Origin of the sequence: Sanguibacter sp. 25GB23B1 (assembly GCF_040012415.1) — a bacterium.
In the GTDB taxonomy this organism is placed as follows: Bacteria; Actinomycetota; Actinomycetes; order Actinomycetales; family Cellulomonadaceae; genus Sanguibacter.
In genome coordinates, this window is sequence record NZ_JBDYKL010000043.1 from 22,712 (window position 1) to 37,194 (window position 14,483).

The 14,483-nt window shown below is 72.5% G+C and carries 14 protein-coding genes; all 14 read left to right on the top strand.

Going from position 1 to position 14,483, the window contains the following annotated elements; translation table 11 throughout:
- The first annotated feature begins 1 nt into the window (after position 1).
- Positions 2-1,105: a tRNA lysidine(34) synthetase TilS gene (tilS, locus tag ABKW26_RS18210; protein WP_348595497.1), complete on the top strand. Its 1,104-nt coding sequence runs from the start codon at positions 2-4 to the stop codon at positions 1,103-1,105.
- 44 nt (positions 1,106-1,149) lie between these two features.
- On the top strand, positions 1,150-1,704 hold the full coding sequence (gene hpt / locus ABKW26_RS18215) for a hypoxanthine phosphoribosyltransferase (RefSeq protein ID WP_348595498.1): 555 nt from the start codon (positions 1,150-1,152) through the stop codon (positions 1,702-1,704).
- 161 nt (positions 1,705-1,865) lie between these two features.
- Complete coding sequence (gene ftsH, locus ABKW26_RS18220) at positions 1,866-3,959, top strand: ATP-dependent zinc metalloprotease FtsH (RefSeq protein ID WP_348595499.1); 2,094 nt, start codon at positions 1,866-1,868, stop codon at positions 3,957-3,959.
- Positions 3,956-4,561: a GTP cyclohydrolase I FolE gene (gene folE, locus ABKW26_RS18225; protein ID WP_348595500.1), complete on the top strand. Its 606-nt coding sequence runs from the start codon at positions 3,956-3,958 to the stop codon at positions 4,559-4,561. Before ftsH ends, folE begins: the two co-directional genes overlap by 4 nt.
- A complete protein-coding gene (gene folP, locus ABKW26_RS18230; RefSeq protein ID WP_348595501.1) occupies positions 4,558-5,466 on the top strand; it encodes a dihydropteroate synthase in 909 nt (302 codons plus the stop codon). Before folE ends, folP begins: the two co-directional genes overlap by 4 nt.
- Entirely contained in the window at positions 5,463-7,361 is a 1,899-nt protein-coding gene (gene folK, locus ABKW26_RS18235) for a 2-amino-4-hydroxy-6-hydroxymethyldihydropteridine diphosphokinase (RefSeq protein WP_348595502.1), read from the top strand. The genes folP and folK overlap by 4 nt, the downstream gene beginning before the upstream one ends.
- Before the next feature lie 13 nt (positions 7,362-7,374).
- Positions 7,375-7,860, top strand: coding sequence for a DUF3180 domain-containing protein (locus ABKW26_RS18240; protein WP_348595503.1), 486 nt, complete (start codon positions 7,375-7,377; stop codon positions 7,858-7,860).
- Positions 7,844-8,368, top strand: coding sequence for a PH domain-containing protein (locus ABKW26_RS18245; protein ID WP_348595504.1), 525 nt, complete (start codon positions 7,844-7,846; stop codon positions 8,366-8,368). Before ABKW26_RS18240 ends, ABKW26_RS18245 begins: the two co-directional genes overlap by 17 nt.
- Positions 8,365-9,990: a PH domain-containing protein gene (locus tag ABKW26_RS18250; protein WP_348595505.1), complete on the top strand. Its 1,626-nt coding sequence runs from the start codon at positions 8,365-8,367 to the stop codon at positions 9,988-9,990. The genes ABKW26_RS18245 and ABKW26_RS18250 overlap by 4 nt, the downstream gene beginning before the upstream one ends.
- A complete protein-coding gene (locus ABKW26_RS18255) occupies positions 9,987-10,931 on the top strand; it encodes a DUF2520 domain-containing protein (RefSeq protein ID WP_348595506.1) in 945 nt (314 codons plus the stop codon). The genes ABKW26_RS18250 and ABKW26_RS18255 overlap by 4 nt, the downstream gene beginning before the upstream one ends.
- 62 nt (positions 10,932-10,993) lie before the next feature.
- Positions 10,994-11,905, top strand: a complete 912-nt coding sequence (panC, locus tag ABKW26_RS18260; protein ID WP_348595511.1) for a pantoate--beta-alanine ligase — start codon at positions 10,994-10,996, stop codon at positions 11,903-11,905.
- Positions 11,902-12,357, top strand: coding sequence for an aspartate 1-decarboxylase (gene panD, locus ABKW26_RS18265; RefSeq protein ID WP_348595507.1), 456 nt, complete (start codon positions 11,902-11,904; stop codon positions 12,355-12,357). The genes panC and panD overlap by 4 nt, the downstream gene beginning before the upstream one ends.
- Positions 12,358-12,443: 86 nt before the next feature.
- Complete coding sequence (locus ABKW26_RS18270; protein ID WP_348595508.1) at positions 12,444-14,123, top strand: L-aspartate oxidase; 1,680 nt, start codon at positions 12,444-12,446, stop codon at positions 14,121-14,123.
- Between the two features lie 68 nt (positions 14,124-14,191).
- The coding region (locus ABKW26_RS18275) for a helix-turn-helix domain-containing protein (protein ID WP_348595509.1) at positions 14,192-14,483 on the top strand (292 nt) is incomplete at its 3' end.

Consider the following 14,483-nt stretch of genomic DNA (forward strand, 5'->3'; position numbering starts at 1 on the left):
GGTGACCGGCCCTCCACCCGTGGTCGCCGCAGCGCGGCTCGCCGTCCGGCGCAGCCTCGACGACCTCGCCCTGCCGCGCGGCGACGAGCGCGGTCCGCAGCAGCCGGCTGACGCCGTGCCGCTCGTCCTCGTCGCGTGCTCCGGCGGCGCCGACTCCCTGGCGCTCGCCGCGGTGACCTCCTTCGTCGCGGGACGGCTCGGGCTGCAGGCGGGCGCGCTCGTCGTCGACCACGGTCTCCAGCCAGGGAGCGCCGACGTCGCGGCACGCGCCGCGCAGCAGTGCCGCGACCTCGGGCTCGGCCCCGTGGAGGTGCTGCGTGCCACCGTGCCGTCCGGCCCGGGGTCCGGTGGGCCTGAAGGGGCGGCCCGCGCGGCGCGGTACGCGCTCCTGCGAGAGCGGTCCTCCGCGCTCGGCGCCGCAGCCCTCCTCCTCGGGCACACGCTCGACGACCAGGCCGAGACGGTCCTCCTCGGGCTGGCACGCGGATCAGGCGCGCGCTCCCTCGCAGGCATGCGCAAGACCGTCGGGCTCCTGCGGCGCCCCTTCCTCGCGCTCCGACGGTCCGAGACCGAGGCGGTCTGCGCCGCCCTGGGTCTCGAGCGCTGGGACGACCCCACGAACGTCGGTGACGGTCCCGGCGCACCTCTGCGCTCGCGGGTCCGCACGCGGGTGCTGCCGCTCCTCGACGACGTCCTCGGGCCGGGTGTCGCCCAGGCGCTCGCCCGGACCGCCGAGCAGCTCCGCGAGGACGACGACGCGCTGACCGACCTCGCGGACGAGCTCTTCGCCCGGGCCCTCGCCCGGCCTGCTGGGTCCGCGGGGCCCGGACGGTCCGACGACCCTCGTGCGTCCGAGCTCCAGGACCCACCCGTCGAGACGCGTGTCGAGGTGACCGTGCTGTGCGGCGCCCCGGCGGCCGTGCGCCGCAGGGCGCTGCGGGTCGCCGCGACGACCGCCGGGAGCCCCGCCGGTGCGCTCACCCGGACGCACGTCCTCGAGCTCGACAGGCTGCTCACCGCCTGGCACGGGCAGGGGCCGCTCCACCTCCCGGGTGGGGTCCTCGCCGGTCGGGACTGTGGCACGCTTGTCCTTCGACCTTCGTAGCAACCAGACACACCGAACACACATACCGACAAGGAGCGAGTCCCGTGGGATCTGCCGACAATGGCGACATCCAGAGCGTCCTGCTGAGCGAGGCGCAGCTCGGCAGCCGGCTCGACGAGATGGCGGCGCAGATCGACGCCGACTACGCCGACAAGGACCTGCTGCTCGTCGGCGTCCTCAAGGGTGCCGTCATGGTCATGGCGGACCTCTCGCGGCGCATCCAGCACAAGGGCGCCGAGATGGACTGGATGGCCGTCTCCTCCTACGGCTCCGGCACCAAGTCCTCCGGTGTCGTGCGCATCCTCAAGGACCTCGACACGGATCTCACGGGTCGGCACGTGCTCATCGTCGAGGACATCATCGACTCCGGGCTCACCCTCTCGTGGCTCATCTCCAACCTCCGCAGCCGTGGCCCCGCCTCCGTCGAGGTGGCCGCGATGCTCCGCAAGCCGACCGCAGCTCAGGTCGAGGTCGACGTCCGCTACATCGGCTTCGACATCCCCAACGAGTTCGTGGTCGGCTACGGCCTCGACTACGCCGAGAAGTTCCGGACCCTGCCGTTCGTCGGGACCCTGGCCCCCCACGTCTACTCGAGCTGAGCCGGCGCGCTCCTCGACCCCCCTCGGGCCGGTCCGCCCTCAGATCGTCCTGCCCTGGGCGAACATGAGGGCGCGGCTCAGCCAAGCATCAGGTAGGACGTGTATTTTCAACGGCGTACCCAGTGCGCTAGCGGAAGGATGCGGGGCACGCCCCGTCGCCGATGAATATGAAGCGTCTCTTTAGTGGCCCGTTCGTGTGGATCATCCTCGGGCTGGTGATCCTGGGCTTCGCCCTCACCTCCCTCCTCGGCGAGAAGGTGTCGCGGATCGACACCTCGCAGGGCCTCGCGCTGCTCGAGGGCGGGACGGTCGAGCAGGCGCTCATCGTCGACGGCGACCAGCGGGTCCGCCTGACGCTCGACGAGGACTTCGAGGTCGACGGCGAGGACCTCGGCCGCAGCGTCGAGTTCTTCTACGTCGAGCCGCAGGGCGACCAGGTGGTCGAGGCGGTCACCGCCGCCGACCCCGCGAAGGGCTTCGACTCCGAGGTCGCCCGCGCAGGGTTCTTCACGTCGATGCTCTCCGTGATCATCCCGTTCCTCATCATCGGCGTGATCTTCTACTTCATCCTCACCCGCATGCAGGGTGGTGGCTCGCGCGTCATGGGCTTCGGCAAGTCCAAGGCGAAGCTCGCGAACAAGGACACCCCGCAGGTGACCTTCGCCGACGTGGCCGGGGCCGACGAGGCTGTCGAAGAGCTCCGCGAGATCCAGGAGTTCCTCTCCGAGCCGGCGAAGTTCCTGGCCGTGGGGGCGAAGATCCCCAAGGGTGTGCTCCTCTACGGTCCTCCCGGGACCGGCAAGACGCTCCTGGCCCGTGCCGTCGCCGGCGAGGCCAAGGTGCCCTTCTACACGATCTCCGGCTCGGACTTCGTCGAGATGTTCGTCGGTGTCGGTGCGTCGCGCGTCCGCGACCTCTTCCAGCAGGCCAAGGAGAACGCACCCGCGATCATCTTCGTCGACGAGATCGACGCGGTCGGTCGCCACCGCGGTGCCGGCATGGGCGGCGGGCACGACGAGCGGGAGCAGACGCTCAACCAGCTCCTCGTCGAGATGGACGGCTTCGACGTCAAGGCGAACGTCATCCTCATCGCCGCGACCAACCGACCCGACATCCTCGACCCGGCGCTCCTGCGACCAGGACGCTTCGACCGTCAGATCGCCGTCGAGGCGCCCGACCTCCAGGGCCGCACCGACATCCTCCACGTCCACGCCCGGGGCAAGCCGATCGTCGACGGCGTCGACCTGCGAGCCGTCGCGCGCCGGACGCCCGGCTTCAGCGGTGCGGACCTCGCGAACGTCCTCAACGAGGCCGCGCTCCTCACCGCGCGCAGCGGCGCTCAGCTCATCGACGACCGCGCCCTCGACGAAGCGATCGACCGAGTCATCGCCGGTCCGCAGAAGCGCACGCGAGTGATGAACATCAAGGAGCAGAAGATCACCGCGTACCACGAGGGCGGCCACGCCCTCGTCGCTGCGGCGATGCGCTACACGGACCCCGTCACCAAGGTGACGATCCTGCCGCGCGGCCGGGCGCTCGGCTACACGATGGTCATGCCGACCGAGGACAAGTACTCCACCACGCGCAACGAGCTGCTCGACCAGCTCGCGTACGCGATGGGCGGGCGCGTCGCGGAGGAGATCGTCTTCCACGACCCGACCACCGGTGCGTCGAACGACATCGACAAGGCCAGCAGCACCGCGCGCAAGATGGTCACCGAGTACGGCATGAGCGAGCGGATCGGTGCGATCAAGCTCGGCCAGGGCTCGAGCGAGCCGTTCATGGGCCGGGACATGGGCCACCAGCGGGACTACTCCGAGTCCGTCGCCGGCACGGTCGACCACGAGGTGCGCAAGCTCATCGAGTCCGCGCACGACGAGGCCTGGGAGGTGCTCATCGAGTACCGCGACGTCCTCGACACCCTCGTGCTCGAGCTCCTCGACAAGGAGACGCTCAACCAGAAGGAGCTCGCCACGATCTTCGAGCCGGTCGTCAAGCGTCCGCCGCGCGAGGTGTGGCTCTCCAGCGAGCAGCGCGCGATCTCCGACCGCCCGCCCGTGCTCACCGCAGCCGAGCAGCTCGCGCACGGCTCCGGCCCGGTCATCCCCGAGGACGAGGCCGCCGCGGCGCGCGAGGAGAAGCCCGCCGTCGTCGCCGTCGAGGTGCCGCCGTCCGGGACGGTCGACACGACGAAGTCGACGCCTGCGACGTCTGCGCCCGACGTCACCGACACCTCAGACGGGCCGGTGGCATGACCTCGACCGGACCGGAGGCGCCGCCCCTCGGCACAGGTGTCGTCGACCTCGAACGCGCGGCCGCGGCCGTCCGTGAGCTGCTCCTCGCCGTCGGCGAGGACCCCGATCGCGACGGTCTCCGGGACACGCCCGCCCGGGTGGCCCGCGCCTACACGGAGATCTTCGCCGGGCTCCGTCAAGACCCGGCCGACGTCCTCAACACGGTCTTCGACATCGGTCACGAGGAGATGATCCTCGTCAAGGACATCGAGGTGTACTCCACCTGCGAGCACCACCTCGTGCCCTTCCACGGTGTCGCGCACGTCGGGTACATCCCGGGCCCGGACGGTCGGGTCACCGGCCTGAGCAAGCTCGCACGGCTCGTCGACGTCTTCGCCCGGCGGCCGCAGATCCAGGAGCGGCTCACCGCCCAGATCGCCGACTCCCTCGTCGAGGCGCTCTCGCCCGCGGGAGTCGTCGTCGTCGTCGAGTGCGAGCACCTGTGCATGTCCATGCGCGGAGTGCGCAAGCCGGGCTCGCGCACCGTGACCTCCGCCGTGCGCGGCCAGATGCGCAACCCCGCCACACGGGCCGAAGCGATGAGCCTCATCATCGGGCGATGAGCACCGTGCGCCACCCCCGACCGCTCCCCAGCACGCTGACCGGCCTCGACCGGACGCTCGTCATGGGCGTCGTCAACGTCACCCCGGACTCGTTCTCGGACGGCGGGCGATGGTTCGAGCCCGCAGCAGCCGTCGAGCACGGTCGGCAGCTCCTGCACCAGGGCGCCGACATCCTCGACGTCGGCGGAGAGTCGACCCGGCCCGGAGCGATGCGCGTCTCGGTCGCGGACGAGCTCGAGCGGGTCCTGCCCGTCGTCGCGGCTCTGGTCGCGGAGGGGGCGGTGGTGTCCGTCGACACGACCCGCGCCGAGGTCGCCCGCGCAGCCCTCGACACTGGCGCCCTCGTCGTCAACGACGTGTCCGGCGGACTCGCCGACCCGGAGATGGCCGGTGTGGTGGCCCGCTCCGGGGCCGTCTTCGTCGCGATGCACTGGCGCGGTCATGCCGACGTCATGGACGACCTCGAGCGGTACGACGACGTGGTCCTGGACGTCCGCCGAGAGCTCGTCCAGCGCGTCGAAGCGCTCGAGGCCGCGGGTGTGCAGCGTGACCAGATCGTCCTCGACCCCGGTCTCGGCTTCTCGAAGGCCGGCGCCGCGAACTGGCCGCTGCTGGGCCGCCTCGACGAGCTTCTCGAGCTCGGTCTGCCCGTTCTCGTCGGTGCGTCGCGCAAGCGCTTTCTCGGCCACCTCCTCGCCGGTGCCGACGGCGAACCCGTCCCTCCGCTCGAGCGTGACCGCGCGACCGCAGCGGTGAGTACGCTGGCAGCAGCGTCGGGCGCATGGTGCGTCCGCGTGCACGACGTCACCGGCTCGGTGGACGCCGTGCGTGTCGCTCAGGCATGGTTGGGCGGGCAGCGGCACGGTGCACGGCTGGATGGACGGACGAACGGGGACAGGCGATGAGTGTGCTCGTACAACGATCGGTCCTGGGAAAGAGCGGATACCCGCTGGACCAGATCCACATCCGCGGCATCGCCGCCCGGGGCTTCCACGGGGTGCTCCAGAGCGAGCGGGACGCCGGACAGGACTTCAGCGCCGACGTGACGCTGTATCTCGACACGCGCGCGGCCGCCCGCGGTGACGACCTCGCCGAGACGGTCAACTACGCGCTCGTCGCCGAGGACGTCCACGCGATCCTCAGCGGCGACCCCGTGAACCTCGTCGAGACCGTCGCCGAGCGGATCGCCGACGCCGTGCTCACGCGTCCGCAGGTCATATCCGTCGACGTCACCGTGCACAAGCCCCAGGCGCCCATCCCGCTGCCCTTCGACGACGTGGTCGTCACGATCCACCGTGACCGGGTCAACGTCCCGGTCGTGAGCGCGCCCGCCGACGAGCTCGGGGCGCACGGCACGGACGCGACGATCGGCGAGCACCTCGACCCGGCAGCGGCCGACGCGCCCCCCGCCACGAGACGTGGCACCCTCGCGCCGCCGCTCCCGGTGCCGCCCCAGGTGCCGCCAGCCGTGCCGGTCCCGCCAGCCGCGCCGGTCCCGACGGCCGTGCCCGTCCCGACAGCGGTGCCCGTCCCGACAGCGGTGCCGGTGCAGCAGGTGCGGCCCGTGGTGATCTCCCGCACCGCCACCGACGAGCTGCCAGTCCTGTCCACGCCCGTCGCCGCGGAGCCGGTGAGGTCTGAGCCGCTCGATGCGGAGCAGGACCCTCTCGACGAGTCCGCCCCGACGGGCACCCCGGTGCGGACGGAGCCGGCGGACGTCCCCGCGTGGTCGGAGCCTGGACCGGACGAGACGACACGGATGCCGCGCCAGGTCACGCCCCCGGAAGGGGAGCGAGTCCGTCCGACGGCCGAGGAGATCGCGATCCTCGAGGAGCAGGCACGCGTCTCCGCCGCTCTGCGCCGCCCCGAGGTGTTCGGGATGACGCGGATCACCGCGGGCACCCGCCCGGACCTCGTCCTCGACCAGACGGTCGTCTTCGCGCCCGTCCCGGCACACGATCCCGGCCCGGTCGAGGAGACGTACGACGCCGCGGAGACCCTCGAGCCCTTCGCCCCCTCAGAGCAGCTCGACGAGCTCGATGCCCCAGCGTCCGGCGACACCACTGCGTCCGACGACGAGCACGGCGAACCGTCGCGAGCCGAGCCCACGGCGCACCTCGAGCCCGTCGAGATGCTCGACCGCATGGACACGCGGCCGAGCGAACCCGTCGACGTCGTGATCGCGCTCGGCGGAAACCTCGGGGAGCCGCAAGAGACGCTCCGCCAGGCCGTCGCGGAGCTCGGCTCGGTCGTCGGTACGCAGATCGTCGCCGTCGGGCCGCTGGCCAGGACCGCTGCCGTCGGTGGCCCCGACCAGCCCGACTTCCTCAACACGGTCGTCCTCGCCCGGACGGCATCCTCGGCTCGCGAGCTGCTGCACGCGTGCCAGCGGATCGAGCACGCCCACGGCCGGGAGCGCATCGAGCGCTGGGGACCGCGCACGCTCGACATCGACATCATCGTCTACGACGGGCTCATCGACTCCGCCGACGACCTCGAGCTCCCGCACCCGCGTGCGCACGAGCGGTCCTTCGTCCTCGCGCCGTGGGCGCACGTCGACCCGGAAGCGGTCCTGCCCGGTCTTGGCGGCGGGCCTGTCGGTGCGCTCGCCGCGACCGCTCCGGACCGGGACGGCATCCGGTGGCTGGCGCTCGACTGGCTGCACGACGCCGACGAGGCGCCGGAGGCGCGCCGGGCCACACCTCCGTCCATCGCGCCGCAGCAGACTGGCTCCATGCCGGTCGACGGCGACGTCACCGACCGTCCGGGGTCGAGCGAAGCCTCGTCCCCGCGCGAATGACCGGTCACGACGCATGATGGGTCGTACCCGGGCATCGACGCTCGCGCTCGCCGCAGGGGGCGCGCTCGGCGCAGGCTGGCTGCTCGTCATGCTCCTCGAGGACCAGGGGGTCTACCTGGCGCCCGTCCCCTGGGTGGTGGGCCCGGTGCTGCTCGTCCTCGGCGTCGTCGTGATCTGGACCGCGTGGTCCGTCCGGGCCTACCAGCGCGGGAAGCGTCCGGGACTCAGCCCGCTGCGTGCTGCACGGACCGCCGCGCTCGCGAAGGCAGCGGCGATCACGGGCGCGCTGCTCGCCGGGTGGTACGGCGCCCAGGGCCTCGTGGCGCTCGGTAACGCCCAGTTCGAGTCCCAGCAGTCGCGGGCGCTCGCCGCGGGCGTCGCGTGCGCGTGCGCGCTGCTGCTCGTCGTGGCCGGCGTGGTGGCAGAGCGGTTCTGCCAGCTCCCTCCGCCGAGTGACGAAGCAGGGCTCGAGATAGGCGAGGATGGGACGCATGACTGACCTCCCGGCGGACCCCGCCCCGACCACGTCGCCCTTCGACCCGGAGGGCGTCACCTGGCAGCGGGTCTCGCTCCGCCTCGCTACGGCGCGCCTCGTCCTCGCGGGCATCTGGCTGGGCGTGCCTCTCGTGGTCGCCGCCGTGCTCGCGATCGTCCTCGAGCAGACATGGCTGTGGATCGTCGCCGCCGGGTTCCTCGTCCTGCTGCTGTGGACGGCGTTCGTCGTCGGACGCCAGGTCCGGGCGATCGGCTACGCGGAGCGTGACGACGACCTGCTCATCCGCAAGGGGGTGCTCTTCCGCACCCTCGTCGTGGTGCCCTACGGCCGGATGCAGCTCGTCGACGTCACCGCAGGACCCCTCGCCCGCAAGCTGGACATCGCGTCGGTGCAGCTGCACACGGCGTCGCCCGGGACCGACGCGACGATCGAGGGCCTCGTGCCGAGCGAGGCCGCGCGGCTGCGCGACCGTCTCGCGTCGCGCGGCGAGGCGAGGCTGGCGGGCCTGTGAGCACCGGTCCGGTCAGTCCACCACCGGACGTCGAGCCCGACGCCGCGACCCTGGAGAAGGGCGTCGCTGCCGACGGTCTCACCTGGCGTCGGCTGCACCCCGTCACCCCGCTCGTGCGCGGCTGGGCGGTCATCGCCGTCGTGCTGTTCATCCTCGCGCAGCGCTCCGCCGAGGCGCTGCCCTCGGGCGGTGCGGTGCTCCCCACCGACAACGTGTGGCTCATCGTCGCGGGGATCGTGGGCGTCGGCCTCGTCGGTGGGGTCTATGCCTGGTTGGCGTGGCTCATGACGCGGTACGCGTACGACGCGGAGGCCGTCCACGTCCACTCGGGCATCCTCTTCCGCAAGCAGCGCAAGGTGCGGCTCGACCGCCTCCAGGCGATCGACGTGGTCAAGCCTCTCCTCGCGCGCTTCTTCGGTCTCGCCGAGCTCAAGCTCGAGGTCGCCGGCGGCCCGGGCTCCAACGTCAAGCTGGGCTTCCTGCGTGACGCAGAGGCCGCAGCACTGCGCAACACGCTGCTCGCGCGCGCCGCCGGGGTCGAGGAGAGCGCCGACGGGAGCGTCGCCGTCGAGGCCCCCGAGCGTCCGGTGCTCGACGTCCCGCCCGGTCGTCTCATCGGGTCGCTCCTGCTCTCGGGGGCGACGATCGTCCTCGTCCTCATCGTCGTGGGTTCCTCGGTCGCGGCGGTCGTGACACGCAGCGGAGCGCCCTTCGTCGCGGTCTTCCCCGCGCTCCTCGGCCTCGGGCCGTTCGTCGCGTCGAGGTTCACCGGCGAGTTCGGCTTCACGGGAGCGATCTCGCCCGACGGCATCCGCCTGCGCCGCGGCCTGCTCGAGACGCGGTCCCAGACCATCCCGCCCGGTCGCGTCCAGGCGATCCGTCTGCGCCAGGGCCTGCTGTGGCGTCGCTTCGGCTGGTGGCGTGTCGACGTCAACGTCGCGGGGTACGGCGTCGAGGCCGACGGGAACCAGACGAACACCGTGCTCCTGCCCGTCGGCACCCGTGACGACGCGCTGAGGGCGCTGTGGCTCGTGCTCCCCGACCTCGGGGTCGAGAACCCCGTCGAGCTGCTCGACGCTGCGCTCGTCGGCTCCGGCGGGGATGCCGGCTTCACCTCGAGCCCCCGGAGTGCACGGTGGGTGGACCCGCTCGCCTGGCGACGCAACGGGTTCTTCGTCATGGGACGCGGTCTCCTCATCCGGCGTGGTCGGCTGGTGCGCACGGTCGAGGTGGTTCCCCACGAGCGCACGCAGTCCCTCGCGCTCGCCCAAGGACCGCTGCAGCGCAAGTTCGGGGTCGCGTCGTTCGTCATGCACTCGACGGCTGGACCGGTCGCGCCGAAGGTCCCGCACCTCGCGGGTGCCGACGCGGCGTCGCTGCTCCGAGCACAGTCCGCGCGTGCCAGGTACGCACGCCAGCACGCAGGCCCCGAACGCTGGATGCAGACCGTCGTCGCCCTCCCCGACGATTCCCGCACCGACGAGGCCTTCGCCGACCAGCCCTTCCCCGACGAGCCCTTCCCCGACGAGCCCCGCCTCGACGAGCCCCGCCTCGACGAGAGCCTCCCCGAGGCCTTCCACGACGAGCCGCTCCCCGGCACCGGACACGAGGGAGCGCGGTGAGCGACGGTGCCCGCCCGGGGCGGCTCGGGGTGGGCATCGTCGGTGCGGGCAGGGTCGGTGCCGTGCTCGGCAACGCGCTGCGCTCCACCGGACACGTGGTCGTCGGCGCGAGCGGTGTCTCCGAGGCGTCGCGCGACCGCATCGAGAACCTCCTGCCGGGCGTTCCGGTGCTCGACGTGCGGGACGTCGTCGAGCGTTCCGAGCTCACCGTCCTCGCGGTCCCGGACGACGTCCTCCCCGGTCTGGTCGCCGGCCTCGCCGAGCTGGGCGCGTGGCAGCCCGGGCAGATCGTGGTGCACACCTCCGGCCGGTACGGGACGGACGTCCTGGCGCCCGCCCGCGCGGCCGGCGCGATCCCTGTCGCCATCCACCCGGCGATGACCTTCACAGGGACGTCGCTCGACATGAGCCGACTCGTCGGTGCCACCTTCGCGGTGACGGCGCCGGCGCCCGTGCTGCCGATCGGGCAGGCGCTCGTCGTGGAGATCGGCGGTGAGCCGGTGATCATCGAGGAGCGCGACCGCGGCCTGTATCACGCGGCGCTCGCCCACGGCGCGAACCACCTCGTCGTGCTCGTCGCCCAGGCAGCGCAGGCGCTCCAGGTCGCGGGTGTGGAGAACCCCGGGCGGGCGCTGGGGCCGCTGCTCCATGCGGCGCTGGACGGTGCGCTGCGGGCGGCCGACGGCGTCTCGGACCCCGTGCAGACGCTCACGGGACCGGTCGTCCGGGGGGACGTCGGGACGGTCGCCGACCACCTTGCGGTCCTCGCCGCGCTCGCGGTCGAGCGGGGCGCGACGGACACCCCTGCTGCCTACCGGGTGCTCAGCCGTGCGGCGACGTCGCGCGCTCTCGCGGCGGGACGGATCAAGGAGGCGCAGGCGCAGGCGCTGCTCGGCGTCATCGACGGACCGGAGCCCGGCGCTCCCGTGGACGAGGGGTGAGGACCATCAGCGAGGCAGCGACCACGGCGGGGACGTCCGGGAGGGGTGGTTCCGACGGCAGGGTGCCGCGCGCACCTCTCGTGGTCCGGACGCGAACCGAGCTGACGGCGGCCCTCGCCGCGAGCCCGGCGGGCCGCGGCGGACCACCCCGGACCCGTGCGCTCGTCATGACGATGGGCGCGCTCCACGAGGGCCATCTCGAGCTGGTGCGTGCCGCCCGCGAGCTCGCCGACGAGGTCGTCGTGTCGATCTTCGTCAACCCCCTGCAGTTCGGTCCGGGCGAGGACTACGAGCAGTATCCGCGGACGCTCGCCGCGGACGTGGCCCTGCTGGAACGTGTCGGCGTGGAGGTGGTGTTCGCTCCGGAGCGCGACGAGATGTACCCCGGCGGGGACCCGAGGGTGAGCGTCACGTCCGGGGAGCTCGGGACGGTCCTCGAGGGAGTCACGCGGCCTGGCCACTTCGACGGGGTCCTCACCGTGGTGCTCAAGGTCATCAACCTCGTCCGGCCCCACGTCGCCGTCTTCGGTGAGAAGGACGCGCAGCAGATCCTCCTCGTCCGCCGCATGGTCGAGGACCTCGCCGTCCCGGTGCACATCCACGGCGTGCCGGTCGTGCGGGACGCCGACGGCCTCGCGCTGTCGTCGCGCAACGCGTATCTCGCCGCGGACGAGCGCCGGGCCGCGCTGTCGCTCTCCGGAGGGTTGCGCGCAGGACGCGACGCGGCGGACGCGGGGGCCGCCCCCGCAGGCGTGCTCGCTGCCGCTCAGGGAATGCTCGACGGGGCTCCGGGCGTTGTCACCGATTACGTAGCGCTCGTGGACCCCGCTACCGTGGAGCCGGTACCAGAGTCCCACGACGGACCGGCCCTGCTGCTCGTCGCGGCACGGGTGGGTGCCACACGACTGATCGACAACATGGCAGTCTCGCTCTCGGCACAGCCGCAGCGAGTCACCTCAGGAGGAACCCAGTGACGTCCCTGCAGCGTCCGATGATGATCGGCAAGATCCACCGCGCGACCGTGACGCAGGCGGACCTGCACTACGTCGGTTCCGTGACGGTCGACGCCGAGCTGCTCCAGGCCGCGGACCTCATCCCTGGCCAGCAGGTCGACATCGTCGACGTCACCAACGGTGCGCGCCTGACGACGTACGTCATCCCGGGTGAGCCCGGTTCCGGTCAGGTGTGCATCAACGGTGCAGCGGCGCACCTCGTGCACCCGGGAGACACGGTCATCCTCATCGCGTACGGCATGCTCGCCGACGCGGAGGCGCGCCACTTCATGCCGAACGTCGTGTTCGTGGACGCGGAGAACCGGATCGTCGAGGTCTCGGGGGAGCCCGGCCAGGTCCCTGACGGTTACGGTCTCGAGCCGAGCGGTCTCGACATCGCACCCTTCCAGCTGTCGCTCGGCACCGGCGCGTGAGCCTCGCGGAGGCTGCCCCGACGGGGGCGGCATCCGGTAGCACGCCGCTCGCTGAGAGGGCAGGTCAGGGTCCTCGTCTCGCGACGATGCTCGCCGCCCCGGAGCCCGGGTGGGTGACCGAGGCGGACGTCGTCGTCGTGGGGTCGGGCATCGCGGGACTCACAGCGGCCCTCGAGCTCCGCACGCGCGTGCCCCGGGTGCTCCTCGTGACGAAGGGTGAGCTCTCCTCGGGGTCGACCGTCTGGGCGCAGGGCGGGATCGCGGCGGCGCTCGACCCGTCCGACTCCCCGGCGGCCCACCTCGAGGACACGCTCGTCGCCGGCGGGGGCCTGTGCGACCGGACCGCCGTCGAGGTGCTCGTCACCGAGGGGCCTGCGCGGGTTCGTGAGCTGGTCGCGCGCGGGACGAAGTTCGACACGGAGCTCGGCGGCGAGATGTCCCTGACGCGCGAGGGCGGGCATCACGCCGACCGGATCGCGCACGCCGGTGGAGATGCGACAGGTGCGGAGATCTCGCGCGCCCTCGTCGCGCAGCTCGAGGCTGTGCGCAACGACCCCGGTATCGAGGTGATCGAGCATGCTCTCGTCATCGACCTGCTCACGAGCGCTGGCCCTGTCGCGGCGTCGACCCCGGACGGGGAACGGCGTGCCGTCTGTGGCGTCACCCTGCACGTGCGCGGCGAGGGGAGCAGGGACGGTGTGGGTGCTGCGCGCGCCCGGGCTGTCGTCCTCGCGACGGGTGGGGTCGGGCAGATCTACGTGTCGTCGACCAACCCGCCGCAGGCGACGGGGGACGGGATGGCGGCGGCGCTGCGCGCCGGGGCCGACCTCGGTGACCTCGAGTTCGTCCAGTTCCATCCCACGGTGCTCTGGCTCGGCAGCGCGGCGCGCGGCCAGCTGACGCTCATCTCCGAAGCCGTCCGGGGTGAGGGCGCGTTCCTCGTCGACACCGACGGCCACCGGTTCATGCCCGCTGTGCACCCCATGGCGGAGCTTGCGCCGCGTGACGTGGTGGCGCACGCGATCGTCCGGCAGATGGCAGCGACCGGGTCGGACCACGTGTTCCTCGACGCTCGGCACCTCGGTGCGGACTTCCTGCGCCGCCGGTTCCCGACCATCACGGAGCGCCTGCTGGCGCAGGGCTTCGACATCACGGAGGAGCCGGTGCCGGTGGCCCCCGCCCAGCACTATCACTCGGGCGGCGTCATCACGTCGCTGGCCGGTCGCACCACGCTCCGTGGTCTCTACGCGGTCGGTGAGGTGGCGTGCACGGGCGTCCACGGCGCGAACCGGCTCGCGTCGAACTCGCTGCTCGAGGGGCTCGTGTTCGCCCACCGGGCGGCGGCGGACATCGCTGCGCGGATGGCGGCCGGCGAGCTCCCTCTGCTGCCCGCAGCTCCCCGCGGAGGCAGCGTGGGGCTCGTCATGGCGGCGACGCGGACACGTATCCAGCAGGTGACCACCGCTGGGTCGGGTGTGCTGCGCTCGGCCGAGAGTCTCACGAGGGCGGCGTCGAAGCTCGCGGCCGTCCGGACGGACGCGTACGTGCCGGACCGGGTGCCCGGGGACCTTGCTGCGCAGCCGCAGGCTGCCGAGTGGGAGACGAGCAACGTCCACCAGGTGGCGTCCGCGCTGACGGCGGCTGCGCTCGTGCGCACCGAGAGCCGCGGGGGGCACTTTCGCACGGACTTCCCGGTGCCCGACGCGGCGTGGGGGCGGAGGGTGGTCGTGCGGCTGGACGACGACGGGGTGCTCGAGGCCCGGTAGCCGCACCGACACGAGACAGGTCCACAAGAACTCTTGTACAAGAGTTCTTGTGGACCTACGCTCGGCGCATGAGCATCGAGCCCGGCCTCCCGGACCACACCCGCCACCTCGGCGCCGACGACACCTCCGCGCTGCGGGCCCTCGCGCACCCGGCCCGGCTCGCCATCCTCGGCACCCTGCGCGTCGGCGGTCCGGCGACCGTCGGCAGCCTCGCTGCAGCCCACGGGATCGCCGCGGGCTCCGCGAGCTATCACCTCAAGACCCTCGCGCGCCACGGCTTCGTCGAAGAGGCCCCGGTGGCGTCCGACGACGGCACGTCCGACCGTCGCACCCGGTGGTGGGGGGGGGGGGGGGGGGGGG

Excerpts from the sequence above, each read along its gene's own strand:
- folK (WP_348595502.1), top strand. The coding sequence starts at position 5,463 with ATGAGTGTGCTCGTACAACGATCGGTCCTGGGAAAGAGCGGATACCCG.
- ftsH (WP_348595499.1), top strand. The coding sequence starts at position 1,866 with ATGAATATGAAGCGTCTCTTTAGTGGCCCGTTCGTGTGGATCATCCTC.
- ABKW26_RS18270 (WP_348595508.1), top strand. The coding sequence starts at position 12,444 with ATGCTCGCCGCCCCGGAGCCCGGGTGGGTGACCGAGGCGGACGTCGTC.
- folE (WP_348595500.1), top strand. The coding sequence starts at position 3,956 with ATGACCTCGACCGGACCGGAGGCGCCGCCCCTCGGCACAGGTGTCGTC.
- ABKW26_RS18240 (WP_348595503.1), top strand. The coding sequence starts at position 7,375 with ATGATGGGTCGTACCCGGGCATCGACGCTCGCGCTCGCCGCAGGGGGC.
- ABKW26_RS18245 (WP_348595504.1), top strand. The coding sequence starts at position 7,844 with ATGGGACGCATGACTGACCTCCCGGCGGACCCCGCCCCGACCACGTCG.
- folP (WP_348595501.1), top strand. The coding sequence starts at position 4,558 with ATGAGCACCGTGCGCCACCCCCGACCGCTCCCCAGCACGCTGACCGGC.